This window comes from Nocardioides sp., assembly GCF_031397825.1.
Taxonomy (GTDB): Bacteria; Actinomycetota; Actinomycetes; order Propionibacteriales; family Nocardioidaceae; genus Nocardioides.
In genome coordinates, this window is the sequence record NZ_JANNML010000203.1 from 17,746 (window position 1) to 42,630 (window position 24,885).

The 24,885-nt window shown below is 73.4% G+C and carries 26 protein-coding genes; 12 read left to right on the plus strand and 14 right to left on the minus strand.

Features of this window, described 5'->3' with window-relative positions; translation table 11 throughout:
- The first annotated feature begins 40 nt into the window (after positions 1-40).
- Genes RMN98_RS17260 through RMN98_RS17270 form a run of 3 tightly spaced genes read left to right on the plus strand, consistent with a single transcriptional unit; the run spans position 41 to position 2,864 of the window.
- Positions 41-1,138, plus strand: coding sequence for a hypothetical protein (locus RMN98_RS17260; RefSeq protein WP_309650050.1), 1,098 nt, complete (start codon positions 41-43; stop codon positions 1,136-1,138).
- Complete coding sequence (locus RMN98_RS17265) at positions 1,135-2,052, plus strand: ATP-binding cassette domain-containing protein (RefSeq protein ID WP_309650051.1); 918 nt, start codon at positions 1,135-1,137, stop codon at positions 2,050-2,052. The genes RMN98_RS17260 and RMN98_RS17265 overlap by 4 nt, the downstream gene beginning before the upstream one ends.
- A complete protein-coding gene (locus tag RMN98_RS17270) occupies positions 2,049-2,864 on the plus strand; it encodes an ABC transporter permease (protein ID WP_309650052.1) in 816 nt (271 codons plus the stop codon). Before RMN98_RS17265 ends, RMN98_RS17270 begins: the two co-directional genes overlap by 4 nt.
- A 16-nt stretch (positions 2,865-2,880) precedes the next feature.
- Here RMN98_RS17270 and RMN98_RS17275 read toward each other — a convergent pair whose 3' ends face one another.
- From RMN98_RS17275 to pknB, 7 genes are all read right to left on the minus strand, one after another.
- Positions 2,881-3,681 (minus strand): alpha/beta fold hydrolase, encoded by an 801-nt coding sequence (locus RMN98_RS17275; RefSeq protein ID WP_309650053.1) that lies wholly within the window; start codon positions 3,679-3,681, stop codon positions 2,881-2,883.
- The gene (locus tag RMN98_RS17280; RefSeq protein ID WP_309650054.1) at positions 3,681-4,718 is read right to left on the minus strand and encodes an NADase-type glycan-binding domain-containing protein; all 1,038 of its coding nucleotides are present in this window, start codon (positions 4,716-4,718) and stop codon (positions 3,681-3,683) included. Before RMN98_RS17280 ends, RMN98_RS17275 begins: the two co-directional genes overlap by 1 nt.
- A gap of 283 nt (positions 4,719-5,001) precedes the next feature.
- Positions 5,002-6,051 carry a 3-deoxy-7-phosphoheptulonate synthase gene (gene aroF / locus RMN98_RS17285; RefSeq protein ID WP_309650055.1) on the minus strand — a complete coding sequence of 350 codons (1,050 nt, stop codon included), beginning with the start codon at positions 6,049-6,051 and terminating at the stop codon, positions 5,002-5,004.
- A gap of 194 nt (positions 6,052-6,245) precedes the next feature.
- Positions 6,246-7,139: a DMT family transporter gene (locus tag RMN98_RS17290; RefSeq protein ID WP_309650056.1), complete on the minus strand. Its 894-nt coding sequence runs from the start codon at positions 7,137-7,139 to the stop codon at positions 6,246-6,248.
- Positions 7,136-8,029: a deoxyribonuclease IV gene (locus RMN98_RS17295; protein ID WP_309650057.1), complete on the minus strand. Its 894-nt coding sequence runs from the start codon at positions 8,027-8,029 to the stop codon at positions 7,136-7,138. The genes RMN98_RS17290 and RMN98_RS17295 overlap by 4 nt, the downstream gene beginning before the upstream one ends.
- A 263-nt stretch (positions 8,030-8,292) precedes the next feature.
- Positions 8,293-9,915: a metallophosphoesterase gene (locus RMN98_RS17300; protein WP_309650058.1), complete on the minus strand. Its 1,623-nt coding sequence runs from the start codon at positions 9,913-9,915 to the stop codon at positions 8,293-8,295.
- Positions 9,916-9,926: 11 nt separating this feature from the next.
- Entirely contained in the window at positions 9,927-11,948 is a 2,022-nt protein-coding gene (gene pknB / locus RMN98_RS17305; protein ID WP_309650059.1) for a Stk1 family PASTA domain-containing Ser/Thr kinase, read from the minus strand.
- 182 nt (positions 11,949-12,130) lie between these two features.
- On the opposite strand from pknB, the gene RMN98_RS17310 reads away from it, so the two are divergent.
- The 3 genes from RMN98_RS17310 to RMN98_RS17320 are packed head-to-tail and all read left to right on the plus strand — an operon-like array spanning position 12,131 to position 13,476.
- Entirely contained in the window at positions 12,131-12,502 is a 372-nt protein-coding gene (locus RMN98_RS17310; RefSeq protein ID WP_309650060.1) for an Rv2175c family DNA-binding protein, read from the plus strand.
- Between the two features lie 21 nt (positions 12,503-12,523).
- Complete coding sequence (locus RMN98_RS17315) at positions 12,524-13,048, plus strand: ribonuclease domain-containing protein (protein WP_309650061.1); 525 nt, start codon at positions 12,524-12,526, stop codon at positions 13,046-13,048.
- On the plus strand, positions 13,045-13,476 hold the full coding sequence (locus tag RMN98_RS17320) for a barstar family protein (protein WP_309650062.1): 432 nt from the start codon (positions 13,045-13,047) through the stop codon (positions 13,474-13,476). Before RMN98_RS17315 ends, RMN98_RS17320 begins: the two co-directional genes overlap by 4 nt.
- 93 nt (positions 13,477-13,569) lie before the next feature.
- Here the strand turns inward: RMN98_RS17320 and RMN98_RS17325 are convergent, their stop codons facing one another.
- Entirely contained in the window at positions 13,570-14,646 is a 1,077-nt protein-coding gene (locus tag RMN98_RS17325) for a polyprenyl synthetase family protein (protein ID WP_309650063.1), read from the minus strand.
- A gap of 101 nt (positions 14,647-14,747) precedes the next feature.
- Here RMN98_RS17325 and metF point away from each other — a divergent pair, with 101 nt between their 5' ends.
- The gene (metF, locus tag RMN98_RS17330; RefSeq protein WP_309650064.1) at positions 14,748-15,638 is read left to right on the plus strand and encodes a methylenetetrahydrofolate reductase [NAD(P)H]; all 891 of its coding nucleotides are present in this window, start codon (positions 14,748-14,750) and stop codon (positions 15,636-15,638) included.
- A 40-nt stretch (positions 15,639-15,678) separates the two neighbouring features.
- Complete coding sequence (locus tag RMN98_RS17335; protein ID WP_309650065.1) at positions 15,679-16,281, plus strand: SIMPL domain-containing protein; 603 nt, start codon at positions 15,679-15,681, stop codon at positions 16,279-16,281.
- Positions 16,282-16,572: 291 nt separating this feature from the next.
- Here the strand turns inward: RMN98_RS17335 and RMN98_RS17340 are convergent, their stop codons facing one another.
- The 6 genes from RMN98_RS17340 to RMN98_RS17365 all read right to left on the minus strand — a co-directional run bounded on the left by RMN98_RS17340 (position 16,573) and on the right by RMN98_RS17365 (position 21,952).
- Positions 16,573-17,886, minus strand: coding sequence for an FAD-dependent oxidoreductase (locus RMN98_RS17340; RefSeq protein ID WP_309650066.1), 1,314 nt, complete (start codon positions 17,884-17,886; stop codon positions 16,573-16,575).
- 29 nt (positions 17,887-17,915) lie between these two features.
- A complete protein-coding gene (locus RMN98_RS17345; protein ID WP_309650067.1) occupies positions 17,916-19,316 on the minus strand; it encodes a hypothetical protein in 1,401 nt (466 codons plus the stop codon).
- A gap of 10 nt (positions 19,317-19,326) precedes the next feature.
- Complete coding sequence (locus RMN98_RS17350; protein WP_309650068.1) at positions 19,327-19,923, minus strand: DUF4126 domain-containing protein; 597 nt, start codon at positions 19,921-19,923, stop codon at positions 19,327-19,329.
- Between the two features lie 20 nt (positions 19,924-19,943).
- Positions 19,944-20,870: a hypothetical protein gene (locus RMN98_RS17355; protein ID WP_309650069.1), complete on the minus strand. Its 927-nt coding sequence runs from the start codon at positions 20,868-20,870 to the stop codon at positions 19,944-19,946.
- Positions 20,867-21,373: a SigE family RNA polymerase sigma factor gene (locus RMN98_RS17360; protein ID WP_309650070.1), complete on the minus strand. Its 507-nt coding sequence runs from the start codon at positions 21,371-21,373 to the stop codon at positions 20,867-20,869. The genes RMN98_RS17355 and RMN98_RS17360 overlap by 4 nt, the downstream gene beginning before the upstream one ends.
- Before the next feature lie 102 nt (positions 21,374-21,475).
- Positions 21,476-21,952, minus strand: a complete 477-nt coding sequence (locus RMN98_RS17365; RefSeq protein ID WP_309650071.1) for a YbaK/EbsC family protein — start codon at positions 21,950-21,952, stop codon at positions 21,476-21,478.
- Positions 21,953-21,999: 47 nt separating this feature from the next.
- On the opposite strand from RMN98_RS17365, the gene RMN98_RS17370 reads away from it, so the two are divergent.
- The 4 genes from RMN98_RS17370 (at position 22,000) to RMN98_RS17385 (ending at position 24,824) form a co-directional block, all read left to right on the plus strand.
- Positions 22,000-22,443, plus strand: a complete 444-nt coding sequence (locus RMN98_RS17370; protein WP_309650072.1) for a hypothetical protein — start codon at positions 22,000-22,002, stop codon at positions 22,441-22,443.
- A 289-nt stretch (positions 22,444-22,732) separates the two neighbouring features.
- Entirely contained in the window at positions 22,733-23,149 is a 417-nt protein-coding gene (locus RMN98_RS17375; protein WP_309650073.1) for a DUF6504 family protein, read from the plus strand.
- Positions 23,149-23,625 (plus strand): SAV_6107 family HEPN domain-containing protein, encoded by a 477-nt coding sequence (locus RMN98_RS17380; RefSeq protein ID WP_309650074.1) that lies wholly within the window; start codon positions 23,149-23,151, stop codon positions 23,623-23,625. The genes RMN98_RS17375 and RMN98_RS17380 overlap by 1 nt, the downstream gene beginning before the upstream one ends.
- 8 nt (positions 23,626-23,633) lie before the next feature.
- Complete coding sequence (locus tag RMN98_RS17385) at positions 23,634-24,824, plus strand: endonuclease (protein WP_309650075.1); 1,191 nt, start codon at positions 23,634-23,636, stop codon at positions 24,822-24,824.
- Positions 24,825-24,885: the final 61 nt, after the last annotated feature.

Below are 24,885 nucleotides of genomic sequence, written 5' to 3' on the forward strand. Positions count from 1 at the left end.
CCCCGCGCGGTGCGCCCAGGCCCCGGGCGTAGATTGCGGTATGACCCGAATCGCCCGGTGGTGCGTCGTCGCCGCCCTGGCGATCGCGGTCATCGGCGCGCCCCTGGTGGTGCGGGCGCTGCCGACCGAGGGCGAGGCGATCTCCGCCACCGCGTTGCTGGAGCGGATCGACGACGCCCGGGACGCCCCCTACGAGGGGTACGTCGAGACACGGGGCTCGCTGGACCTCCCGGTCGCCGACCGCTTCACCGACGTCGGGGCACTCCTGGGGGAGCAGACCCGGCTGCGGGTGTGGTGGCGCGGCGCCGAGGACTGGCGGGTCGACAAGCTGTTGGTCTCGGGCGAGACGGACCTGGTGCACGACGCGGGGCGGACCACGCAGTGGAGCTATGAGCGGGGAGAGGCCGAGGTCAGCGTCGATCCCGACATCCGGCTGCCACGCACCGCGGACCTGCTGCCGCCGGTCCTGGCCGCCCGGCTGCTGCAGGACGCCGTCGCCTCCGACGTGGAGCGGCGGCCCGCCCGCTCGGTCGCGGGGCACGACACGCTGGGCCTGCGGCTCGAGCCGTCCGACCCACGCTCCAGCATCGGGCGGGTCGACGTCTGGGCCGACCGCGAGACCGGCATCCCCCTGCTGGTCGAGGTCTACGGCGTCGTCGACGACGTCCCGGCCCTGACCTCGCAGTTCCGCGAGGTCGTCACCGACGAGCCCGAGGCAGGACGCACGGGCTTCACCCCGCCGCCGGGAGCGGACGTCTCCTTCGACGGCGTGCTCGACATCGCCGACGCGGCCAACCAGTACGCGCCGTTCCGCCCACCCACCACGATCGCCGGGCTCGAGGCCACGGCGGCCACCGATGGCGCCGTCGGTGTCTACGGCAGCGGGGCGACGAGGCTGATCGCGATCCCGCTGCGTGGCCGCGAGGGTGGCCCGCTGCGCGAGCAGCTCGGCGCGACCCTGGGGCGCCGGCTGGTCCCGGAGGGGACCGTGCTGAGCGTCGGCCCGCTCGGTGTCCTGCTGACCGGTCAGGGCGACGACGGCGGCTGGCTGGTCGCCGGCACCGTGACCGAGGAGACCCTGGCCGCGGCGGCCCGCGACCTGGTCAGCGGCACCGTGGTGCTCGAGGACGACCGATGATCCGCACCCGCGGCCTGACCAAGCGCTACGGGCAGATCCTCGCGGTCGACGACCTCGACCTCGACGTCCGCGAGGGCGACGTCTACGGCTTCCTGGGGGCCAACGGGTCGGGCAAGACCACGACCGTGCGGATGCTGCTGGGCCTGGTGCTGGCCACCGCGGGCGACGCCGAGGTGCTGGGGCGCCCGATGCCGACGGACGCGCGCCATGTGCTGCCGCAGGTCGGGGCGCTCGTCGAGGGCCCGGCCGCCTACGGCCACCTCTCCGGACGGGCCAACCTCGCGCTCTTCGACGCGATGGTGCCGCGCAGCCGGCGGGCGGGGCGAGCCTCGCGTGTCGACGAGGCACTGGGGCGTGTCGGTCTCGACGGGGTCGACGGACGACCGGTCCACGCCTACTCGCTGGGGATGCGACAACGTCTCGGGCTCGCCAACGCGCTGCTGCGCCGGCCCCGACTGCTCGTGCTCGACGAGCCGACCAACGGCCTGGACCCGCAGGGCATCCACGAGATCCGCGACCTGCTGCTCGCGCTCAACGCGGACGGCACGACGGTCTTCCTGTCCAGCCACCTCCTGGCCGAGATCGAGCAGATGTGCACCCGGGTGGGTGTGCTGTCCCACGGGCGGATGGTCGTGCAGGAGCAGGTCGAGGTGCTGCGTCGTCCGACCGGGCGGGTCATCGTGACCACGCCCGACGTCGAGCGTGCGCTCGCGCTTCTCCCGGGGCTGGTCGAGGAGCGCGACGGCGAGCGTCTCGCCGTGCGCGAGCACGACGCGGCCGCCCTCAACGCGCGGCTCGTGCTGGAGGGCGTGCGCGTGTCCGCGCTCGTGCTGGAGCGGCACACGCTCGAGGAGGTGGTGCTGGCAGCGACCGGCACCGGCTCGGACCGATTCTCGGCGGGGGACCCGCCATGATCCGCGTCGAGCTCCGCAAGCTGCTCCACAGCCGGCGGACGTGGGTGACGATCCTGCTCATCGACGCGCTGCCCACGCTGGTCGCCGTCCTGCTCGCCGTGACCGACCTCGGCCCGCGCCCGGGCACCGGCCCTGCCTTCCTGTCGGCCGTTCTGACCGACGGCACCCTCTTCCCCCTGGCTGCCCTGGGCATCGTGCTGCCGCTCTTCCTGCCGATCGCGGTGGCGATCACCGCTGGGGAGTCGATCGCGGGGGAGGCGCAGGCGGGGACGCTGCGCTACATGCTGATCCGCCCCGTCGGACGCACACGGCTGCTGGTCGCCAAGCTGGTCAGCGTCATGGTCTTCGTCGCGCTGACGATCCTGGTCGTCGCGGTCACCGCCTACGTCGTGGGCATCACCCTGCTCGGCCAGCAGGACCTGACCGTCGGCACGACCAGCATCTCGGGCACCTCTCTCTCGACCCCGGAGCTCGTGGGGCGCACGGCGCTCGCGCTGGGCTACGCGATGGTCTGCATGCTCGGCGTGGCCGCGATCGCGCTCTTCCTCTCGACCGTCAACGAGTCACCACTCGGGGCCGCCCTCGGCACCCTGGCGGTGCTGATCGCCTCGACCATCCTGTTGACCCTCGATGCGGCGAGCGGGCTGCAGGCCTACCTCCCGACGCGCTACTGGCTGGCCTTCGTCGACCTCTTCCGTGACCCGATCCTGTGGCGCGACGTGGTGCGGGGGCTGCTGCTCCAGCTGGCCTACGTCGTGGTGTTCCTGGGAGCCGGGTGGGCCAACTTCACGACCAAGGACATCAACGACTGACGTCGTGAGGACCCCGTCAGGACCGCGCGCAGACCTCGGGACCGGGGACGGCCGGGGCGGCGAGGCCGAGCTGGAGCAGCGTCATGGCGATGATCGTCGGGTCCCGGGGCACGTCGGCGTGCCCCACGGTGACGTCCGGGCACACCGACTGCACCGAGAACGACACCGCGCCGGCGAGCTCCCCGGAGCTCGCCGGGACCACCGTGGCGTCGTCGGAGGTCCACAGGGCCGCCCACAGCGGGCCCGACGGGGTCTCGTCGTCGGCGTTCAGCCCGCGGAGCAGGTCGCTGTCGGGTGCCAGCTGCTGGCAGGCCTGCGGGCACGCGTCGGGCGCGAGGTCGCCGGCGAGCGCGGCCAGGTCGGTGCCGTGGTGGGGGGAGGCGAGGGTGACGACGCGACGCGCGAGCGACCCTCCGTCGTACGCCGCGACCCAGAGCCGGACCACGACGCCGCCGGCCGAGTAGCCGACCAGGTCCACCGACGTCGCGGCCGTGTCGGTGAGTGCGGTGCGCACCGCGTCGTCGAGGGCGGCGGCCTGGTCGCGGAGGTCGCCCGTGCCGCCTCCGACGGGAGGTACGACGACCACCGTGCGGCCGCTGCGACGCACGGCCTCGGCCAGCACGTCGAGCCCCGCCGTGCTGCCGCCGTAGCCGGACACCAGCAGGACAGGACCGGGGTCCGCCTGGGAGACGGGCACGACCTGGCCACCGTTGCGGCGCACGAGCGCGGAGACGACGACGGCGGTGACCGCCAGCGTGACCAGCACGGCCAGGACCGCGACGAAGCGGCGCCGCTGCGGGGAGAGGTGGTCGAGCACTAGGACTCGGTGGCGGGTGAGCCCACGAGCGCCAGGTCGCTGATCGCGGTGTAGTCGCGTGCCGAGGGGCCGGCGCCCGGGGAGCTGACGCCGACGAGACGCAGTGTGACGGTGCTCGTCAGCACCGGCTCGAGGTCGATGGTCTGCATGGTGCGGGTCTCGACGAGCGACTGCGACACGGTCGTGCCGTCGTCGAAGGTCCACTCGACGGCGAGGACGCGGCGGTTGCCGCGATACCAGTTGAGCCGGCTGGAGCCGGCCTCCGAGGTCTTCGCGTAGCCATTGACCAGCCCCACACGACTCAGCGTGGTGGGGCCGTCGAGGGTGAGCGTGATCGTCTGTCCGGACGCGTCGCCGGGGGTGCGCCAGCACGTCGTGCGCACGTCGTCGAGCATGTTGCGCGCCTCGTAGCGGACCTGGTTGCCGTCGACGTCCTGGTTGGGCGGCGCGGTGTCGGGCACGGCCGCCGTCGCGAAGCGGGCGAGGTTCTGCGGCGGGTCGGGGTCGGTCGGCGTCTCGCTGGGGCTCGGCGTGGGCGTGGGCGAGGGGCTGGTTGCGTCGCTGGACGACGGGGTGCTCGAGGGGGTGCTCGACGGTGAGCCCACGGCAACCGGTTCGCGGGTTGTCTCCTCGTCGCCGCCGGTGAGCAGCAGGATCCCGCCCAGCCCCGCGGTCAGCAGCAGCGCCAGCGCCGCGAGCACCCACGGCAGCCAGGCGGGTCGTCGGCGAGGTTCCCGGTGGTGCCCGCCCGGCGGAGGCAGCAGCAGCGGCAACGGGGGAGGGCCGCTCGGCGGCGGGCCCGGGTGACCGACCTGGTCGGCGTAGAGCGGAAAGCGCGGTTGCTGCAGCGGCTCCAGCACCGGAGGAGGCGTCCGCGGCGCGCTGACGGTGGGCCCCGCCGGGTCGAGTCCCATCGGGTCGAGCACCGCTGGGCGCTCAGCGGTGTCGGTGCCCCACGACCGGTCCACGGGCAGGCCGCAGTTGATGCAGAAGCGACCTAGCCCCAGCTGGTGGCCGCACTGGGCACACGTCTCCACGCCCGTCACCCTAGCGGCGGGTCGGCCGAGGCAGGGGCGGTCCGGGGGTGCATGGATCCCCGGCCGGCCGGGCACGTTGGTGCTTGTCCGCCACTTCGCCCGGGCAGCTCACCGGCTCCGGGAGGGCGCCCCAGCGTGGGGCGCCGTCCCGTCGGGCCGAGCTGCCGACGAACCTCACACCCACCCCGAGTCGGCGCGATGGTGCAGAAACGGGTGCAACATGGCGCCGACTCGGCCTTGCTGGCGGTCCGTCGACGGCTCCCCGTCGACACCTCCGAGGGACTCAGACGGTCCGGATCCGCTCGCCGGCGTCGACCCGGCCGACGATCGGCGGCAGCTTGCGCACCGCGGTGGCGAGGTCGCGCAGGTCGTTGCCCAGGAGCGCCTGGGGCCCGTCGCACAGCGCCACCTCGGGCTCCGGGTGCACGTCGACGATGATCCCGTCGGCGCCCACGGCGATCGCGGCCCGCGACAGCGGCACCACGAGGTCCTTGCGGCCGGCCGCGTGCGAGGGGTCCACGATGATCGGCAGGTGGCTGGTGGCCTGCACCACCGGCACCGCCGAGATGTCGAGGGTGTTGCGGGTCGCGGGCTCGAAGGTGCGGATGCCGCGCTCGCACAGGACCACGTCGAGGTTGCCGCGCTGGGCGATGTATTCCGCCGCCATCAGCCACTCCTCGATGGTGGCCGTCATGCCGCGCTTGAGCAGCACCGGCTTGCCCGCGTCACCCGCGGCCTGGAGCAGGCCGAAGTTGGCCATGTTGCGGGTGCCGATCTGGAGCATGTCGGCGTGCTCGGCGACGATCGGGACGTCGCGTGCGTCGACGACCTCGGTGACGACGGGCAGGCCGGTCGCGGCCCGCACGTCGGCGAGGATCTCGAGCCCGGCGACTCCCAACCCCTGGAAGGCGTACGGCGAGGTGCGCGGCTTGTAGGCGCCGCCCCGCAGGATCGTGGCACCGGCGGCCTTGGCCATCTGCGCCGCCTCGAGCGTCTGCTCGGGTGTCTCGACCGCGCACGGTCCGGCCATGAAGGTGAAGGTGTCGGGGCCGATCGGCACCTGGGCGCCGGGCTGCCCGACCCAGACGGTCGAGCGACCGGCGTGGTGCTGGCGGCTGACGAGCTTGTAGGGGTCGCTGATCCGGTGCACGTCGGCGACACCGCGCAGCGTGCGCAGGTTGAGGTGGTGGAACGACTCGAGGTCGCCGACCAGGCCGATGATGGTCCGGACCACGCCCTTGGAGACGAAGGCCTCGCCCCCGACTGCCTCGACCTTCTCGACGACGTGCGCGACGTCCTCGTCGGTGGCGTCCGGTGACATGACGACGACCATGGAGTTCCTTCTCTCTGGATGCGTGCCCGACCCGGTCCGGCACGCAGAAACGCCCCGGTCGGTGGCCGGGGCGTTGGATGGTGTGCGGCGCGTCTAGACGGCCCGCACGGGCAAGCCCGGCAGGTGTCCGAAGAAGTACGACGACGTCACGACGACGACTCTAGCCCCGCCGGCCGACCGCGCCGAGACGTCGCTCACACCGCGAGATGCTGCACCTCGCCCTCGATCTTGCGCCGGGGGCCGACCTCGACGACCAGCATCGCGCCGAGCACCATCACCCCGCCGAGGACCATCCGCATCGTCATCGACTCGCCCCCCAGCAGCACCGCGAAGAACGCCGCGAAGACCGGCTCCATGCTCATGATGATCGCGCAGCGGGTCGGCGGCAGGATCGACTGGGCCCAGGTCTGCCCGACCAGGGCGGCGGCGCCGGCGAAGACCGCCATGTAGGTGATCGAGAGCCAGTCGCGCGGCTCGCGGGGCAGCACGATCCCGTCCGGCGCGGTCGCGAGCAGGCACACGACGGCGATGACCATGAGCTGCACGATCGACATGCCGAGTGCCTGCCCGGGCGCGGACCAGGCGCCCAGCCCGACGATGTGCAGCGCGTAGAGCATCGCCGCCACCAGCGTGATCGCCTCGCCGTAGCCGATCGAGAAGCCGTTGAGGGTGAGCACCCCGAGGCCGGCCGCAGCGAGCGCTACGGCACCCCAGGTGAGGGCGGTGATGCGGGTCCCCAGCAGGACGGCCGCGAAGAGCGGCGTCGCCACGACGTACATCCCGGTGATGAAGCCGGACACGCTCGCCGCCGTGTGCGCCAGGCCAGCGGTCTGCAGGATCTGCGCGACGCCGTAGAGCACGCCGAGCACGATCGCGTGACGCCGCGACTGCGCCGACAGGCGGGACAGCGCGCGGGGGGCGACGAGGAGCATCACGGCGCTGGCGATCGCGAAGCGCACCGCGAGGAAGTCCAGCGTCGGCACCCGGTCGAGGAGGTCCTTGATGAGGAAGAACGTCGAGCCCCAGCAGGCCGTCATCGCCAGGAGGGCGAGCGTGGCGAGCAGCGTCGTACGACGGGTGGTCGTCACCGACGCGCCAGCGTGCGATCGCGAAGCTCCTTGAGGAGCGGGATGTCGGCGTTGCCGGCGTCGCGCGACCCGGGGGTCTCCAGGACGAACGGGACGCCCTCGGTGGCCGGATGGGCGAGGAGCTCCTCGAAGGCGCCGGTGCCGATGTGGCCCTCGCCGATGCGCTGGTGGCGGTCCTTGAACGCGCCACGCACGTCCATCGAGTCGTTGGCGTGCACCAGCCGGAGCCGGCCGGCGCCGCCGATCTCGACGATCCGGTCGAGGGTGGCGCTCGCGCCGCCGGGCTCGTCGAGCGGGGCGCCGGCAGCGAAGACGTGGCAGGTGTCGAGGCAGATCCCGGCCTTGGGATGGTGGTCGAGCGCGTCGAGGTAGCCGGTGAGGTCCTCCACGCCGGCGCACAGCGACCGACCCTGGCCGGCGGTCGGCTCGAGCAGCAGCCACGGCGCGTCCTCGTCGGAGATGGTGTCCAGGATCGGCAGCAGGCCCTCACGGACCTGTGCCATCGCGGCGCGGTGCCGCGCCGACTGCTCCGCGGGGCTGCCGCCGGGGTCGACGTAGGAGCCGGTGTGGACGACCACGCCCTCCGCGCCGATCTCGGCGGCCCGGCGCAGGTTGTGCGCGACCAGGGCGACCGAGTTGGCGTAGGTCGCGGCCGTGGGGGAGCCGAGGTTGACCAGGTAGGGCGTGTGGATGAAGGTCCTCATCCCGCGCCGGGCCGTCTCCTCGCGGAACCGCGTGTCCTCCGCGGGCTTGCCGGGCGACAGCGCCCAGCCGCGGGGGTTGCCGACGAACACCTGGAGCGTCTCCGCGCCGAGCTCGTCGGCGCTCGCCAGCGCCCCGTCCACGAGCCCCTTGCCGACCAGGACGTGGGTGCCGATCGGGTTGCGCATGGCGCTGACGCTATCGCCCGCAGCGGGGTGCCCGGTCGGGAGGTGGGCCGGTCGGGAGGGGGTGCCGGGGGCGCTGGCGGCCGCTTCACCAAGGTATGTCGACGAAGCGGCACCTCCCACGGTGGAGCGGCGACCGGTCAGCGGGTCGCGACTTCCCACGACGACACGCCACCTCCCACGGGGTCTACGCCGTGGGGAGTGGCGTGTCGCCTGCATACCTTGGGGGAGCGGCCGCGGCCGGGACCCCACCAGCCCCACCAGTCTCAGTCGCGCACCTGCCACGGCCGCATGATCCCGCTGCGCTCGAGCAGGTGTCCGCGGCCGTCGAGGACGGCGGTGCCGATGGTGAACGGCGTGGGGGAGACGCGCAGCAGCGCCGGCATGCCGTCGGGGCGGGACTGCCAGAGCCGCCGTCCGCCGGCCGCGTCGGCGGAGCGGATGTCGTAGTCGCGCAGGGTGAGCCGCATCCGGTCCTGGTAGACGTCGGCGACGAGGTAGTTGGTGAGGCCGAACGCGAAGAGCCCGCCGTGGGAGAGCTGCAGGACGCCGTCGCGGTGGATGGCGGTCACGTCGTGGACCTCGCCGGAGAGGTAGAGGTCGACGCCGTACTTCCGGAAGAGCTGCCAGAGCTCGGAGCTGCGGCCGCCTTCGTAGACCAGCCCGCTCGAGCCCCGCTGCCGCACGGGCCCGACGATCGGGGTGTGGCCCTGGACCACGATCCACCGCACGCCGTCGTGGCGGGCGTCGCGGAGCACTCCCTCGAGCCAGCGCAGCTGCTTGAGGTCGAGGCGGACCCGGGCGCGCTTCTCGGTGATGTCGAAGACGTTGAGCGTCACCATCTGCACCTCGGGCTGGGGACGCCACGCGTAGGCCGTGAGCTCGTGCCGTGACCCGCGGGGGCGGTCCCGGTAGCGGGGGGTGCCGTCGGCGAGCCGGGTGAAACGTGAGGCGAACTCGCGCTCGAAGAGCGGTGCGAGGCGGCGCTTGTCCGGCCCCCAGTCGTTGTCGCCGAACTCGTGGTCGCCCATCGCGAGGTGGGCGAGCATGCCGCGGCGCGCGAAGCGCTCGACCCACTGCGGGTAGTAGGTCGCGGCGGCCCGGCGCAACGACGCACGGCGCTGGGCCTCGGTGTCGCCGGCGCCGAAGTTGCCCGACCGGTCCTGGCGGGTGCCCCACCAGCCCTCGACGAGGTCGCCGGCGACCAGCACCTGGTCGGCGCCGAGCGACTGCCAGTCGTCGAGGATCGTGTCGAGCGCCTGCTCGTAGGCGGGGTTGGTCGAGTTGGCCGTCGCGCCCCGGCGCCCGGGCTTCCAGAAGCCCGGACCCTTGGCCAGGTCGCCGACGTCGGCGTTGAGGAAGTCGGGGCTGGAGAGGAAGCGGAAGCCCACCTCGGGACGCGCGGTGCCGAAGGTCACCCGCTTCGCGGGGAGCGTCGTACGACGGCCGTCGACCGACACGCTTGCCCGGACCCGCTCGCCGACGCCACCGTCGACCACGGCCGCGAAGCCCAGCGTGCGCCGGCGCGTCTGCGGGCTGACCCGGCAGGTCAGCTCGCGGCCGTCGGCGGAGATGAAGGAGTAGCGCTGCACGAGCGCGCTGGGGCGGCACCCCGGGGGGATCGCGGTGAGGCGGGCATTCGTGAGCCGCACCCGGAGCAGGGCGTCGCGGCCGCGGGTGCGCGCCACGGCGACCGACCCGCGCACGGTGCTGTTGGCCTCGACGAAGACCGACGACGAGGTCCACCCGGCCCGGGGAGCGGCGCCGGACCGGCTCTCGGCGGCGGGCACGACGGCGCCGGTGCCGAGCGCGCCCGTCAGCGCGGCCGTGACCAGGGCGAGGACGAGTCCCCACCGGGCAGCACGCAGCCGCCATCTCCCCATGAGCATGGGCGGAATTGTCACACGAGGTTGAGGGTGATCGTGCTGCCGATGGGGATCATCTCGCCCGCGGACGGGTCGGAGCTGAAGACGAACTCGAGCCCGATGTAGCTGCTGCCGCGCACGATGTCGACCTTGAAGCCCAGCGCCTCGAGCTCGTCGACCGCCGACTGCACGGGGGAGGCTCGCACCTGGGGGACCTCGATCAGCTCGGGTCCCTTGGAGACGACGAGGCTCACGGCGTCACCGCGGAAGAGCGTGCCGCGACGGGGGTCCTGGGAGATGACACCGCCCTCTGGCACCTTGTCGTCGAACTCCTCCGAGGTCACCTCGGCCACCAGCCCCCGCTCCTCCAGGGCCGCGCGCACGTCGTCGATGTCGTCGCCGATCCAGCTGCCGACCTTGATCGGCTGGCGGCCCTTGCTGACGACGAGGTCGACCGAGGCGCCGGGGCGCAGCGTCGTTCCGGACGCGGGGATGCTGCGGAGCACCGTGCCCTCCGGCGCGGTCTCGGAGAACTTCAGGACCGTCTCGTCGTAGGCGAGCTTGACCTCGAGCAGCGCGTCCTGCGCCTCGTCCTCGGTCAGCCCCATCATCTTCGGGACGTCGTAGCGCTCCTTGCCGAGGCTGAGCGTCATCGTGACGGTGCCGTCCTCGAGGATCCGGGAGCCGGCGCTCGGGTCGGTCTCGATGACCTGTCCGGCGGCGACGGTCTCGGAGTAGGTGGGGTCGGCGTAGTCGTAGGCCAGTCCCGCGGAGTCCAGCCTGGTCTCGGCCGCGACCTGCGCCATGCCGATGACGCCGGGCGTGGTGGTGTAGCGCGCCCAGCCGAACCAGTAGGCGCCCGCACCGCCGGCCAGCGCCAGCACCAGGGCCAGCACGAGCAGGATCGGGCCCCGCCTGGACCGGCGCGGACGTGCCGGTCGCTGGGGGCGCTGGGGGCGCTGGTCGCGCGGGCTGCGTGGCGGCGTCGGCGGTCGCGGCGTGCGGGTGGCTCCGACCGGAGGACCGACCGGCGGCGGCTTGGCCGCGGGGTAGGTGACGGTGTGCTCGGGGCCGGAGCGCTCCATGAGCGCGGTCATCTCGGCCTCGTCCCACATCTCCGGGGCGGTGTCGCCGTGCCCCTCGGCGGCGGCGTCCTCGTCGTCCCAGGCGCGCGCCAGCATCAGCGGCGACAGGTCGGCGGTGAGCTCGGCGTCGTCGCGCACGCCGTGGGAGAGCGCGTTGCTGACGCGGTGGACCTGGTGCAGGAGCACCGACGCGTCGGCCGGGCGCAGGCCCGGCTCGCGGGAGGTGGCGCGGGCGACCAGCGCGTCGACGTACGGCGGCAGGTCGGGCACCAGCGCGGAGGGCGGTGGCACGTCGTGGTGGACGTGCTTGTAGGCGACCTGGATCGGGGTCTCGCCCTCGTGGGGCTTCACGCCGGTGAGCAGCTCGTAGAGGACCACCCCGGCGGCGTAGACGTCGGCGCGCGCGTCGGCGGACCCGGCCACGACCAGCTCGGGGGCGAGGTAGGAGACGGTGCCGATGAGCACGCCCGACGTGGCGGTGTGCTGGGTGTCGGCGCTGACGGCCTTGGCGAGACCGAAGTCGGCGACCTTGATGCGACCGTCGTCGGCGATCAGGACGTTCTCGGGCTTGACGTCGCGGTGCACCAGACCGGCACGGTGCGCCGCGGCGAGCGCGGAGAGCACCGGCTCCAGCAGCGCGAGCGCCTTGGCCGGCGACATCGGGCTCTCCTTGGCGATGGTGTCGCGCAGGGTGTGGCCCGGCACCAGCTCCATCGCGAGGAAGACGGTGCCGTCATCGGCGCCCTGGTCGTAGACGGCGACCACGTTGGGGTGGGAGAGCCGGGCTGCGGCCCTCGCCTCGCGCACGAAGCGGGCCGCGAACTCCTCGTCGTCGCCCATCCCCGGGTGCATGATCTTGACCGCGACGGTGCGTTGGAGGCGGGTGTCGGTGGCCTCGTAGACGCTCGCCATGCCGCCGCGCGCGATGCGCGAGCCCATGAGGTAGCGGCCGTCGAGGAGACGACCGGTCATGGGGTCGGTCGAGGAGGGGACGTGCCGATCTGAGCTCACAGCGACCCTCCTGCGGCCGGACGGGGAAGGATCCGGGGCTCTGATCCTACGGTCGCGACCCTGCCGGGGCGTGCTCACAGCGCTCCGGCGTGGCGCGGGCGCGCCCATTTCGGCCCCGCAGCCCGGGGTGGAACCATGGGGGCATGAGTGAACCCCGACTGGCCGACCACGACCTCGCGGCGCTGGTCCCCGACTGGCTCGACTGGGCCGAGACCGCCACCCTGCTCGACGTGACCGTGGCCAAGGTCCGCACGATGATCCGCGACCACGAGCTGGCCGCCGCCGTCCCCGCTCCCGGCCAGGGCCAGCAGGTGCCGGCAGCGTTCATCCAGGACGGCTTCCCGGTCAAGGGACTGCCCGGGCTGCTGACGCTGATGCACGACAACAAGTACGACGACCGCGAGATCATCGCCTGGCTCTTCCTCGACCAGGACCTGCCGGGAAGCCCGATCGACGCGCTGCGCGAGAACCGCGGCACCGAGGTCAAGCGTCGCGCCCAGGCCATGGCCTTCTGACGGCTGCTCACCGACGACTCCGTGACCCTCAGCCGCACCACCCTGCGCACCGTGGGGACCGTCGTCCTCACGGTCGTCGTCGCGCTCGCGTTCTTCTTCCTCGACGACACCGAGCAGGCTCCGGGTCCGTCCTCGGCGCCGGCGGTGTCCGGCACGCCGTCGTCCCTGCCGGACGGTGGGCCGGGCGGGGGGCCGGACGGGGGGCCGGACGGTGGGCCGGACGGTGGGCCGGAGTCGGGCGACCTCGACCCCGAGAGCGGCTTGGCATGGGTCGAGCTCGAGGACCTGCCCGCCGTCGCGCAGGACGTGGTCGAGGACATCGAGCAGGGCGGGCCGTTCGTGTGCGACAAGGACGGCTCGACGTTCAGCAACTACGAGGGGATCCTGCCCGAGCGCGAGCGCGGCTACTACGCGGAGTTCACCGTGATCGACGACTGCTCGCGCAACCGCGGCGCCCTGCGGATCGTCGCCGGCGACGTCGACGAGCTCTACTTCACCGACGATCACTACGACTCCTTCGACCGGGTGCTCCTGGACGACCGGTGAGCGGGCTCGAGGCCGTGCTCGACGGCCTCCGGGCGCCGGGCGTCCACCGCCTCAACCCGTCGTACGACGTCGGGGGGCTGCGGCCGACCGTCGAGCAGGCCGGCTGGCGCTGGGCGCACCTCGACGGCTGGACGAGGGAGACCAGGGTGGAGGTGCTCGACGGGCTCGGTGAGGCGCTCGGCTTCCCGCCGCACTACGGCCGAAACCTCGACGCGCTCGCCGACTGCCTCGACGACCTGAGCGACCCGACGGTGCTCGTGTGGGAGGGCTGGGGTGCCTTCGCGCTCACCGACGAGGCCACCTTCGCCGTCGTGCTCGAGATCCTGCGGTCACGGGCCGGTCGCCGTGCTGCGGCCGCCTTCAGCGTGCTGCTGACCGGCGCCGGGCCGGACCTGGACCTGGACCTGCCCGAGCTCGACCAGCTGTAGTTCCCCCTGGGGCGCAGGCCGACGTCGCGGGTCGTGTGCCGCAGAGCGCGGTGCAGAGCGGCGTGAGGCACACGACCCACCGCTCGCACGCGGTCAGACGACGCGCTGTGTCGCGGCGGACGCGAGCTGCCGCAGGACGACGGCGGCGTGGTCGTCGACGCCGGCCTGGTCTAGGCCGGCCACGGCGAGGCGCTCCAGCTCGGCGATGACCTCCTCGACCTGGGCGTGGGCGCCGCTGTCGTCGATGATCGAGCGCAGCCGCTCGACCTCGGCCGGGCTGAGCCGGGTGCCGAGCGAGCGGTCGAGCAGGGCGGCCTCGAGGTCGCCGGCGGCGTCGAGCGCGAGCGCGACGAGCACGGTGCGCTTGCCCTCGACGAGGTCGTCGCCGGCGGGCTTGCCGGTGGTCGCGGGGTCGCCGTAGACGCCGAGCAGGTCGTCGCGCAGCTGGAAGGCCTCGCCGAGCGGCAGTCCGAAGGACGAGAGGCGCGCCAGCGCCTCGGCGTCGGCGCCGGCGAGGGCGGCGCCGATGTGGAGGGGCCGCTCGATGGAGTACTTGGCCGACTTGTAGCGCAGCACGGTCATGGCCGTCTCGACGTCGGCGCGACCGCGGGCCTGGACGGACACGTCGAGGAACTGCCCGGCGATCACCTCCGAGCGGCACGCGTCGAAGACCTCGAGGGCGGGGGAGATCCGCTCGGCAGGCAGACCGCAGCGGCGCAGGAGCTCCTCGGACCAGCTCAGCAGGAGGTCGCCGAGGAGGATGGCGGCCGCGGCGCCGTACTGCCCGGCGTCGCCGCGCCAGCCGTCGGCGCGGTGCTCGGCCTCGAAGGCGCGGTGGGTCGCGGGCCGGCCGCGACGGGTGTCGGAGGCGTCCATGAAGTCGTCGTGCACCAGGGCGCTGGCGTGCAGCATCTCCAGCGCGGCGCAGGCCCGCGCCAGGGCCGCCTCGTCCTCGACCTCGGGCTGGAAGGCGCGGTAGCCCCAGTAGCAGAAGGACGCCCGGAAGCGCTTGCCGCCGGAGACCGCGCGGCGGGCCTCGGTGATGAGTCGCTCGGCGTCGGGACCGAGCGGGGTGAGCCGACCGGCCTGGACGTCGAGGAAGTCGTCGAGGGCTGACTGCACCGCGGTGCGGAAGGCCGAGCCGTCCCAGGTCGTCGCGTCGCTCACCACGCCCCCGACCCTAGTAGCCGGCCCGAGAGCAGTCGGCCCGAGGCCGCCCACGGCGTGGTCAGGATTGGGTCGGCCACCCACGCCCTCCCTACGCTTGTCCCATGACACCGAGTCGCGGACGCAGCATGGCCGAGCTCATCGGCGAGGGCCAGCGGTCCTTCTCGTTCGAGTTCTTCCCGCCGCGCGACGAGGCCGGCGAGGCCCAGCTGTGGCAGGCGATCAGCGAGCTGGAGCCCTACGAGCCGACCTTCGTCTCCGTGACCTACGGCGCCGGAGGGTCCAACCGGGACTCCACGATCCGCATCACCAGCCGGATCGCTCGCGAGACGTCGATGACCCCGATGGCCCACCTGACCTGCGTGGGCCACACCCGCGAGGAGCTCGACCGGATCCTCGACTCCTACGTCGATGCCGGCGTGCACCACGTGATGGCGCTGCGCGGCGACCCGCAGGAGGGACCGCGCGCTGCGTGGACCCCGACGCCGGGCGGCCTCGACTACGCCACCGAGCTGGTCGAGATGGCGCACGACCGCGGCGACTTCCGCATCGGGGTGGCGGCCTTCCCCGAGGGTCATCCCTCGGCCGAGTCGCTCGACCACGACGCCGACGTCCTCGTCGCGAAGGCCCGAGCGGGCGCGGAGTTCGCCGTGACGCAGATGTTCTTCCGCGCCTCCGACTACGTCGGCCTGGTCGAGCGCGTGCGCGCCCGCGGCGTCGACATGCCGATCCTGCCGGGCATCATGCCGATCCTGAACCTCAACGCGATCCGCCGTCAGGGCGAGCTCATCGGCACCGACGTGCCAGCCGAGGTCGTCGAGCGGATCAGCGTCCACGACGGCGACCCGGTGGCCATGCGCGCCGAGGGCATCGCCCTGGCCGCCGAGCTCTGCGAGGAGCTGCTCGAGGCCGGCGCTCCGGGCCTGCACTTCTACACGCTCAACCGCTCCAAGGCGACGCGCGAGATCTTCCAGGCCCTCAAGATCACCGTCTGAGCCCGCTCGTCGCTGCTGGCCGGGGCGTAGCGTCGTCGGCATGCGCACCATCACCGTCGTCGGCCACGGCAGCACCCAGGTCGTCCCCGACACCGCCGTCCTCCGGGTCGGCGCCGCCCACCAGGGCGCCACGCTCGCCGAGGCGCTCGCCGGGGCGTCGTCCGCGGGCGAGGCCGTCGTGGCCGTCGCTCGACGGCACGTCGACGCGGCCCGGGTCTCCTCGCGCGACCTCACCGTGTGGCCGGCCCACGACCACCAGGGCCGCCCCGCGGGCTTCCAGGCCCGCCAGGGCTACACGATCCTCTGCCCCGACCTGTCCGTTGCCGGCACGCTCGTCACCGAGCTGGCGGCGCAGGTGGGCGACCGGCTCCAGGTCGACGGCGTGACGTTGGAGGTCGCCGACGGCGCGGCGGCCGAGGTCGGCGCCCGCGAGGTGGCGTACGCCGATGCGCTCGCCCGGGCCTCCCACCTCGCGGGCCTCGCCGGCGTCCGGCTGGGGGAGGTGCAGGCCGTGGTCGAGGGTGGTGCTGCGGCTGCTCCGGCGGAGATCGGCATCGGGGCGATGGCCAAGCGCGACGTCTCCTTCGAGCCCGGCGAGAGCACGGTCTCCCAGTCGCTCACCGTCACCTGGTCGGTCACCTGACGCCGAGTCGGCGCGATGTTGCCGCACCATCGCGCCGACTCGGGCGTTGCTGACCTGTCGGCGGTCAGGCTGCACCCGGGTGGTGGCTCGGCGGTCCGCTGAGGCCGAGCGTGCAGTCGTGTGCCGCAGGCAGCGGTGCAGCGCGGTCGGAAGCACACGACCCGACCCCCCTGTGCACCCTCGGTCGACCACGCGCCGAGTCGTGGGCCCCAGGCCGCGCCCTGGCGCAGCCTCCGGCACACGACCCCAGGCACCGAGCCCGCCGTGCACCATCGCGCCGACTCGGCGGAGTCAGGCCGGGCCGACCGCCTGGGCGACCAGCGAGGCCGAGAGACCGACGAACGGCAGGCCCGTGCCGGGGGCGGCGTGGGCGCCTGCGGCGTAGACCCCCGGGACCGGCGTCGTGGGGCCGAGCCGGTGCCGGACCGTGGAGCGGCCCTGCCAGAGCACGCCCATGGGGGAGCCGCCCCAGGTGTCGACGAGGTCACGTGGCGACAGGTCGAGGCGCGTGACGACGTTGCCGCGCACGTCGATCTTGTGCCGGGCGAGCGCGCGGAGCATGTCCTCGGCGAGCCGACCGCGGCCCTGGAGGGTCCACGCGGCACCGCCGTCAGGCGCCTGGCCACCGGTGCGCAGGATCAGCAGCGGGTCACCGTGGAGCACCACCTCGTGCGGGAGGTCGGGCAGGTCGCCCTCGAGGCCGAGGTGCGTGATGACCGGGGGGATGGCCGGCATCGTGCGCTCGACGTACGACGCGAGGGCGGGCAGCCGGCGCGGGTCGACGGCCACGACGACGACGTCGGCGGCGATCTCGCCCATCGCGGTGGCGACCGCGGCGACCCGGCCCTCGCGCAGGACCAGGTCGAGCACGGGGGTGTCCTTGAGGACGGTCACGCGGCGGGTCGCCAGGCGTTGCTCGAGCGCGACGGTGAGACCGGCCATGCCGCCGGGGACGGTCCAGGCGTCGAAGCGCTGCTCGAGGTAGGCACGCAGCCCGGCCCAGGCGGGCACGTTGCGCAGGTCGTGGCCCTCGGCGACGAACGGGTGCCCGGCGACCAGCGCCAGCCGCTCGTCGCGGAAGGACCGGCGCAGCCGCTTGTGCAGCGTCTCGCGGCTGTCCAGGCGCTTGCTCAGCGCCTTGGCGGCCTCCGGCGACAGCGACGACGGGTCCCACGGCACCTCGGCGTAGCCGCGACGCAGCACCTCCCAGTCCTCGCTGAAGCTCTCGACGTAGTCGACCCACACCTGGCCCAGCCCCGTGCCGAGCTCCTCGAACGCCGCCAGCTGGGCGCCGCGGGTGCCGCCGGGCAGTCGGAGGACCGAGCGGTCCTCGAAGCGGTGCTCGCGCACCAGGTCGAGCGCCACCAGCTCGACCTCCTTCTCGACCGGCCGGCCGGACTTGCGGAAGAGGTCGCGGATCACCGCGGGCAGCAGCGTCGAGGTGGGGCCGGCGTCCCAGGTGAAGCCGTCCTGGCTGACCGAGGTCATCGCGCCGCCGAGGTGCGCGGAGCGCTCCAGGAGCGTCACCTCGTGGCCGAGCTTGGCAAGACGCGCCGCCGACGCCAGCCCGCCGAATCCGCCACCGACCACCACCACCTGCGCCATGGGGTCAACCTACTGGCCTGGCCAGGCCGTCAGCGGCGCACGTCCGGGGCGGCCTCCACGGCACCGAAGTCGGAGCCCCACTCGCGGTCGGCGAAGCGCATCAGGCCCGCCGTCATGTCACCCAGCCGGGTCCCGCGCACCAGCGAGGCACAGGGCTCCACCTTGGTGAAGAAACCGGCCGCGGTGTCGCCGGCGACCAGCAGGTCACCGGTCTCGGCGTCGGCTCTGGTGAAGTCGTGCCCGTCCCACCGCACCGGGAAGGAGACGTCGCGCCCCACCTTGACCGACCCCTCGGACAGCGCGCTCGCCTTGCCGGCCCGCTCGGCGTCCATGACTGGCAGCAGGGTCTCGAGGTCGCTCACCCCGATGCCGGGGTCGAGACCGGCCAGCAGGGTCGCCTGGAGCAGCAGGAAGAACCACCGGTCGACGTCCGCCACGGTCGTCGCCCCCGCCGACATCCGCGGGTTGAGCTCGGTCGGCAGGAAGCCGCCGTCCGTCAGCACCCCGTCGATCCCGAAGGCGCCGCGATAGCCGTGGGCCGAGGCGAGGTGCGCGCCCACCCGTCGTACGACGTCGCGCATGGCCTCGCGGTCGGCCGGTGGCGGGTCCCACGTCGTGCCGACACCGCCGAAGACGAAGCGCCGCCGATCCACGTCACGCAGCGTGGCGATCTCGACCGGCCGGAACGCCGCGGTGCCGTCGGGCAGGACGAAGCCGTGGATCGAGCACGGCACGCCCTCGAGGAACCGCTGGACCCGCACGCGGTCGCACCGGGGTCGGAAGAAGGCAAGGGCGCTGGCCTGGTCGCGCTCGTCGACGACCCACCGCACGTAGTTGCCGGCGCCGTTGAAGCCGTCGCGCGCGTCGCCCGACCACACCACGCCCTGCGGGCCGGCGAGCGCGGCGGTGGCGGCGGCGAGGGCGTGGGGGTCGTTGTCGACGATGGCGTACGACGGGTGGTCGACGCCGGCGCCCGCCCAGAGGGCGTCGGAGAGCATCTTGTCCTCGAGCGCGACGAACGCGGCGGGACGCCCGAAGACCACGGGCCGGCCGTCGATCGGCTCGTCGGTCGTGACGAAGGGGCCGCACCACCAGAGCCCGCGCCGGTCGGGGTCGAACGCCTCGACCGCGGCCCGTGCACCTGGAGGCAGCTCTCGGGCCATCCGGTCGAGCAGCCGCAGCTCGTCGGTGATCGAGACGACGTCGGGTGGCACGATCTCGACGACGGTGACCTCCGGGTCGTCGGGCACCGGGCCGGCGCCGCGGGCCGTGGCGACGACCAGGACCGGGCAGCCCAGGTCCCGCAGGGCCTCGACGGTGGAGGTGGCGCCGGCCAGCACCGTGGGGCCGACGACGACGGGTCGCCCGGCGAGGGGCGCGGCCAGGCGAGCGGTGACGGCGGCGCGGATCGAGGCGTGCGAGAGATCCATGCGCAGGACGCTAGGCCAGTGCGCCGGGACCTGCGACCCGTGTGGTGCGGAGCCGCCGCCAGCCTCGTCGTACGAGCCGGGCCGCGAGGTGGAGCACGACCAGCCCCACGGCGAGCAGGACGCCGGCGATCGCGGCGGCCGGCTGCGGGTGCTCGATCGCGAACCACACCAGGCCGAGCACCACGACGTCCTCGGTGATGCTGGCGACCACGTTGCTGACCGGCTCGGGCGAGGAGTTGATCGCCAGCCGGCTCCCGGCCTTGACCAGGTGCGAGGCCAGCGCCGTGCCGCCACCGACGACGCCGTTGACGGCCTGGGCCAGCGAGTCGGCGTCGCCGGCGAGGAGCACCCCGATGACCGCGCCGGCTGTCGGCCGCACGAGGGTGGAGACGACGTCCCAGGCCGAGTCGACGTAGGGGATCTTGTCGGCGACGAACTCCATCGCGTAGAGGAAGCCGGCGATCGCCAGCACGTCCCACCGCCCCAGCACGTCGGGGATCCCGGAGGTGTCCCCGACGCGCTCGGCGATGCCGAGCACCAGGACCACGAGGTAGGCGTTGACGCCGCTGGCCCAGCCGCTGGAGAAGGCGAGGGGGAGGGACTCCATCCCCGGAGACTAGGCCGTGCCTAGCCCTCCGAGGAGGGTGACGGGTCAGTCGTGCCGCAGGTGACGCCCGAGTCGGGCAGGACGAAGCCGGGGCATCCGCTGACCGGGTCGGGCTCGGGGGCCGGGATCACGACCTGCGGGTCGGTGCCGAGCTCGGCCAGGTCGGCCGCAGGCACCTCGAAGTTGGCTCGCGCGGCCTCGAGCGAGGGTGCCTTGAGGGTCTCGGTCACGAAGGTCACGAAGGTCTCCGACTTGATGACCTTGACCCGTTGCTCGAACCACAGCTGATCGGGGGACATGGCGTCGAGGTCGTCGGAGAAGACGACCATGAAGTCGCTGCCCCCCTGGAAGGGGCGCAGGGCCCAGAGGTTGGTGATGACGACGGCACCGTCGTCACGCACGTCGACGGTGCACTCGAGGTAGGAGCCGTCGGCGAGGCCGTCCTCGCACCAGTAGCGCTCGCCGCCCTCGGCGAGCCCCCGTGCATGGGCCAGGTCCACCGAGAAGCGGTGCTCGGAGTCGTCGCCGTAGGACACCGACATGCCGCTGGCCCGGTCCCACCACTTCTCGGGCAGCGCAGCGCCCTGGTTGTCGCCGGCCTTGAAGGTCGCCGGCCCGAGGTCGTCGACGCTGCGCTCCAGGACGGCCCGCGACTCCTCCTCGAGGACCCGCGGCATCTGCGAGGCGTCGTAGTCGGCCAGGAAGGCCGACGTCGCCGGGTCGATCGCCGTGGACTCCCCGCGCGGGGAGTCGCTGCCGAGGAACGGGGGGCCGACGACCGCGCCGACGGCGGCGAGCACGGCGAGGGTGGCGCCGCCGGCGACCAGCCGCCGGGTGCGCGTCGCGCGACGACCGCGGCTGATCGCCTCGTCGGGGGTGAGGGTGAAGGGTGGCTCGTCGGAGCGCACGTGGTCACGGACGAGGGTGGTGAGGTCGTGCTCGCTCATCGGGACTCCTCGGTGAGGACGAGATCGGGAAGGTGAGTGCGCAGGGTGTCGAGGGCCCGCGAGGTCTGGCTCTTGACCGTGCCTTCGGCGATGCCGAGGGCCGCGGCGACCTCGGAGACCGGGAGGTCGTCGAGGAAGCGCAGCGCGACGATCGCGCGCTGCCGCGGGGCCAGCAGCGCCAGGGCGGCGCCGAGGTCGAGAGGGCTGTCCTGCTGGGCGGGGTCGACCGGTCCGGTCCGGTCGGGCAGGTGCTCGGTCGGTGCCTCGGGCCGGTGGCGTCGCAGGTGGCTGAGGCACTGGTTGACCACGACCTTGCGGGCGTAGGCCTCGGCCGAGTCACGTCGCACGCGCGGCCAGGCGGAGTAGAGCTTGACGAACGCCTGCTGGGTGAGGTCCTCGGCGGTGTGCCAGTCGCGGACGATCAGGTAGGCGGTCCGTCGCAGGGCGGGGCCGCGGGCGAGGAAGAAGTCCGAGAACTCCTGCTCGCGGTCGGTACGTCGCATCGGGTGCTCCGTCGGGGGTGTCGTCGGGGGTTCCGTCCTCGGGTGGGGGACACCCCTACTACGCGCCGCGGTCCGTGCGGGGTTCGCATGCGCGGGCACCGATCACGACTCGACGTCGACCTCGCGCGCGCCGGTGAGCGCGACCAGCTCGTCGTACGTCGTGGAGAAGACCGCGGCCGGGTGGCCGGCGGCCGCCCAGACGACGTCGTAGCGGCGCAGCCAGGTGTCGAGGTAGGTCGGGACGGGCGCCGGGTGGGCGATGGGGGAGACCCCGCCGATCACCTGCCCCGTGTGCTCGCGCACGAAGTCGGGCGAGGCCCGCTCGAGCGAGTCGACGCCGATGCGCCCGGCGACCGCGGCGGTGTCGACCCGGTGGGCGCCCGAGGTGAGGATCAGCACCGGGGTGCCACCCGCGTCGAAGAGCAGGCTGTTGGCGATCGCACCGACCTCGCAGCCCAGGGCCTCCGCGGCGAGTGCGGCGGTGTGGACCGCGTCAGGCAGAATGACCACGTCCCCGACCCCGCCCAGACGGGTGTGCTCGTCTCGGAAGCGGGTGATGCCGGGGTGCTCGGTCGTCATGGTGCGACCCTAGTGTCCCGATCCGGAGCAGAGAGAACAGGTTTCCCATGATCCAGCAACCGCGATCGCTGGTGCTCGCGGTCCGTCTCCTGCTCGGGCTGGTCGCCCTCGGGGCGGTCGTGACGGTCCTGACCGCCGTGGAGCGCGACGCGCTGATCCGGGCCTGGTCGGTGGGCCACCCCAGCGACAGCTCGATCCAGGCGCCGGCGTTCGTCCCGGTCGCTGTCGTCCTCTACGTCGTCTACGCCGGGCTGATGCTGGTGCTGCTGCCCTTCCTGCGCGGCGGCTACAACTGGGCGCGTTGGTCGATGTTCGCCCTGGTCGCCATCATCGTGATCTCCACGTTGGCGGCCCTGCGCACCTCGCCGCCGACCCTGTTCGTCGTGTGCTCGGTCGCCTCGCTGCCGCTCAACGCCGCGATCCTCTACCTCCTGGTGCACCGCGACACCCACGCGTTCATGCGCGACGAGCAGGAGCCGGCCCAGGTCTGAGGGTGCGGGGCCGGAGGGTCCCGGTGCACAGCTGTCGGGTCGTGTGCCCGAGAGCATGTCTCACCGCTGCGTGAGGCACACGACCCAGCTCTCGGCTTCGGCCCTCGATCCCCGGTGGAGGTGTCGGGGGCCCTGAGTCCCGAGAACCCCCGACATCGTGCTCTTGACGCACTGTCGGTGGTGCGGTGTACCTTGAAGGTGTTCGAACACGCGTTCGAACACCCGCCGGCGGGGACGACCTCGACCCCCGTCCCCGCCGGCCCTGGGGTCCCGGTGCGAGGAGGACGGCATGAGGCGCTACGACGATCCGGTGGAGGTCCGCCAGGGCGGGGACGGTCCCGAGCAGTTCCTGTGGCGCGGCCGGCTGTGGAAGGTCCGCACGGTGCTCGCGCACTGGGTCGAGACCGGGCCCTGGTGGCAGGGCGCGCAGGTGCGTGCCGTCATCGGCTCCGACGCGCCGACGGGCGCGCCGGCGGGCGCGCCGACGGGCGAGCCCGGCGGGCGCGACCTGCCCGCCGGGGTGGTGCCGATCGGTGACCTGATGGCCGAGCGCGAGCTGTGGCGCGTCGAGGCCGGCCGTGGTCTCGTCGACCTCGACGGCCATGACGGGGGAGCGAGCGGGTCGCCCGCCGACCGCTCGGGGGTCTTCGACCTCTCGCTCGACTGGAGTGATGGTCACTGGCAGCTCGTCGGGTGCGTGGACTGATGGCCGAGCAGCTCAACCCCTACGCCCTCCCGGCGACCACCCACTCCTACCTCGCCCGCTCGGCGGAGTCGCTCAGCGACGCGATCGCCGCCACCGACGTGCCCTCGCGCTACGCCTTCGCCCACGTCGCCGCGCTCCGTGCTGCCGCCGCCCTGCTCGCAGCCCGGGCGCGCCCGGCCCCGGCGCGGCGTCGTCCGCAGAAGAACGCCTGGGTCCTGCTCGCTGAGGTCGCGCCCGAGCTGGGGGAGTGGGCGACGTTCTTCGCTGCCGGCGCCGCCAAGCGGGCCGCTGCCGAGGCCGGCTCCACCCGGGCGGTCAGCGAGCGCGAGGCCGACGACCTGGTCCGCGACGCCGACCGCTTCCTCGGGGTGGTCGAGCAGTCGCTGGGGCTGGTCCCGCACGCGCCGCTGCGGGCCGTGCAGGTCCCGCAGGCAAGGGTTATCCCGCCTAGACGCGAGGTCTCGCGCTCCGCTTGAGTCGTGGGGTGAGCTTCCTTCTCGGGGTGCGCCGTCGTCGCACGGCCCAGGTCCTGTCCGTCCTCCTCCTCTCGCTGCTGCCCCTCGCGCCCGTCGCGCCGGCCGGCGTGGTCGACTCCGCCCAGGCGGCGACCCCGATCACGGTGGCCGCCGCACGGGCCACCCAGAACGGCTCGACCGCCACCGTGCGCGGCTACGTCGTGGGCCAGCCGACCGCGTCGACCACCGTGGTCACCAGCGGCTTCCCCAACGACTACGCGCTGGCGCTGGCCGACACGGCGGGGGTCACCGACACCACCCAGATGCTCTACGTGCAGGTCCCGAGCGCCTTCCGCTCGGCCTGGGGGCTGAGGTCCAACCCCTCGCTGATGGGCAAGCGCATCGACGTCACCGGCGCGCTCTCGGCGTACTTCTCCCGACCGGGCCTCACCTCACCGACCGCCTTCGCGATGGCCGGTGCGACCGACCCCGGCACCGATCCGCCGACCGGTGGCACCGGCGACTACGACAGCACCTACTGGGCGCCCGCGATGGGCAAGTCGGGTGCGGCGCTGGAGTCCTCGCTGCACGCGATCATCTCCTCCGGGGTGACCCGGCTGAGCTACGACCAGGTCTGGGCCGCGCTGCGCGAGACCGACCAGGACCCCGCCAACTCGGCCAACGTCATCGAGCTCTACACCGGCGACAGCATCTCCGAGAACGCCAACGGCGGCGGCGTCGACCAGTGGAACCGCGAGCACGTCTGGGCCAAGTCCCACGGCGACTTCGGCACCGCCACCGGCCCGGGCACCGACCTGCACCACCTGCGTCCCGAGGACGTCACGGTCAACTCCGCCCGCGGCAACCTCGACTTCGACGAGGGCGGCACGCAGAACGCCGAGGCGCCGGGCAACTACGCCGACAGCAACTCCTGGGAGCCGCGCGACGCGGTCAAGGGCGACGTGGCGCGGATGATCTTCTACATGTCGGTCCGCTACGAGGGCGGCGACGGCTTCCCCGACCTCGAGGTCAACGACGCGGTCTCCAACGGCACCGCTCCCGGCCACGGCCGCCTCTCGGTGCTGCTGCAGTGGAACGCGCAGGACCCGCCGAGCGCCTTCGAGATGCGGCGCAACGACGTCATCCACGCCGACTTCCAGGGCAACCGCAACCCCTTCATCGACCACCCGGAGTGGGCCTCCTCGATCTGGGCCGCCTGAGTCGGTCACCTGAAGAGGCCGAGTCGGCACGATGTTGCAGGCTCTGCAACAACGCGCCGAC

Excerpts from the sequence above, each read along its gene's own strand:
- RMN98_RS17370 (WP_309650072.1), top strand. The coding sequence starts at position 22,000 with ATGATCCAGCAACCGCGATCGCTGGTGCTCGCGGTCCGTCTCCTGCTC.
- RMN98_RS17300 (WP_309650058.1), bottom strand. The coding sequence starts at position 9,915 with ATGCTCATGGGGAGATGGCGGCTGCGTGCTGCCCGGTGGGGACTCGTC.
- RMN98_RS17295 (WP_309650057.1), bottom strand. The coding sequence starts at position 8,029 with ATGCGCAACCCGATCGGCACCCACGTCCTGGTCGGCAAGGGGCTCGTG.
- RMN98_RS17260 (WP_309650050.1), top strand. The coding sequence starts at position 41 with ATGACCCGAATCGCCCGGTGGTGCGTCGTCGCCGCCCTGGCGATCGCG.
- RMN98_RS17375 (WP_309650073.1), top strand. The coding sequence starts at position 22,733 with ATGAGGCGCTACGACGATCCGGTGGAGGTCCGCCAGGGCGGGGACGGT.
- RMN98_RS17365 (WP_309650071.1), bottom strand. The coding sequence starts at position 21,952 with ATGACGACCGAGCACCCCGGCATCACCCGCTTCCGAGACGAGCACACC.
- metF (WP_309650064.1), top strand. The coding sequence starts at position 14,748 with ATGACACCGAGTCGCGGACGCAGCATGGCCGAGCTCATCGGCGAGGGC.
- pknB (WP_309650059.1), bottom strand. The coding sequence starts at position 11,948 with ATGACCGGTCGTCTCCTCGACGGCCGCTACCTCATGGGCTCGCGCATC.
- RMN98_RS17265 (WP_309650051.1), top strand. The coding sequence starts at position 1,135 with ATGATCCGCACCCGCGGCCTGACCAAGCGCTACGGGCAGATCCTCGCG.
- RMN98_RS17350 (WP_309650068.1), bottom strand. The coding sequence starts at position 19,923 with ATGGAGTCCCTCCCCCTCGCCTTCTCCAGCGGCTGGGCCAGCGGCGTC.
- RMN98_RS17360 (WP_309650070.1), bottom strand. The coding sequence starts at position 21,373 with ATGCGACGTACCGACCGCGAGCAGGAGTTCTCGGACTTCTTCCTCGCC.
- RMN98_RS17345 (WP_309650067.1), bottom strand. The coding sequence starts at position 19,316 with ATGGATCTCTCGCACGCCTCGATCCGCGCCGCCGTCACCGCTCGCCTG.
- RMN98_RS17380 (WP_309650074.1), top strand. The coding sequence starts at position 23,149 with ATGGCCGAGCAGCTCAACCCCTACGCCCTCCCGGCGACCACCCACTCC.
- RMN98_RS17355 (WP_309650069.1), bottom strand. The coding sequence starts at position 20,870 with ATGAGCGAGCACGACCTCACCACCCTCGTCCGTGACCACGTGCGCTCC.
- RMN98_RS17310 (WP_309650060.1), top strand. The coding sequence starts at position 12,131 with ATGAGTGAACCCCGACTGGCCGACCACGACCTCGCGGCGCTGGTCCCC.
- RMN98_RS17335 (WP_309650065.1), top strand. The coding sequence starts at position 15,679 with ATGCGCACCATCACCGTCGTCGGCCACGGCAGCACCCAGGTCGTCCCC.
- RMN98_RS17340 (WP_309650066.1), bottom strand. The coding sequence starts at position 17,886 with ATGGCGCAGGTGGTGGTGGTCGGTGGCGGATTCGGCGGGCTGGCGTCG.
- aroF (WP_309650055.1), bottom strand. The coding sequence starts at position 6,051 with ATGGTCGTCGTCATGTCACCGGACGCCACCGACGAGGACGTCGCGCAC.
- RMN98_RS17270 (WP_309650052.1), top strand. The coding sequence starts at position 2,049 with ATGATCCGCGTCGAGCTCCGCAAGCTGCTCCACAGCCGGCGGACGTGG.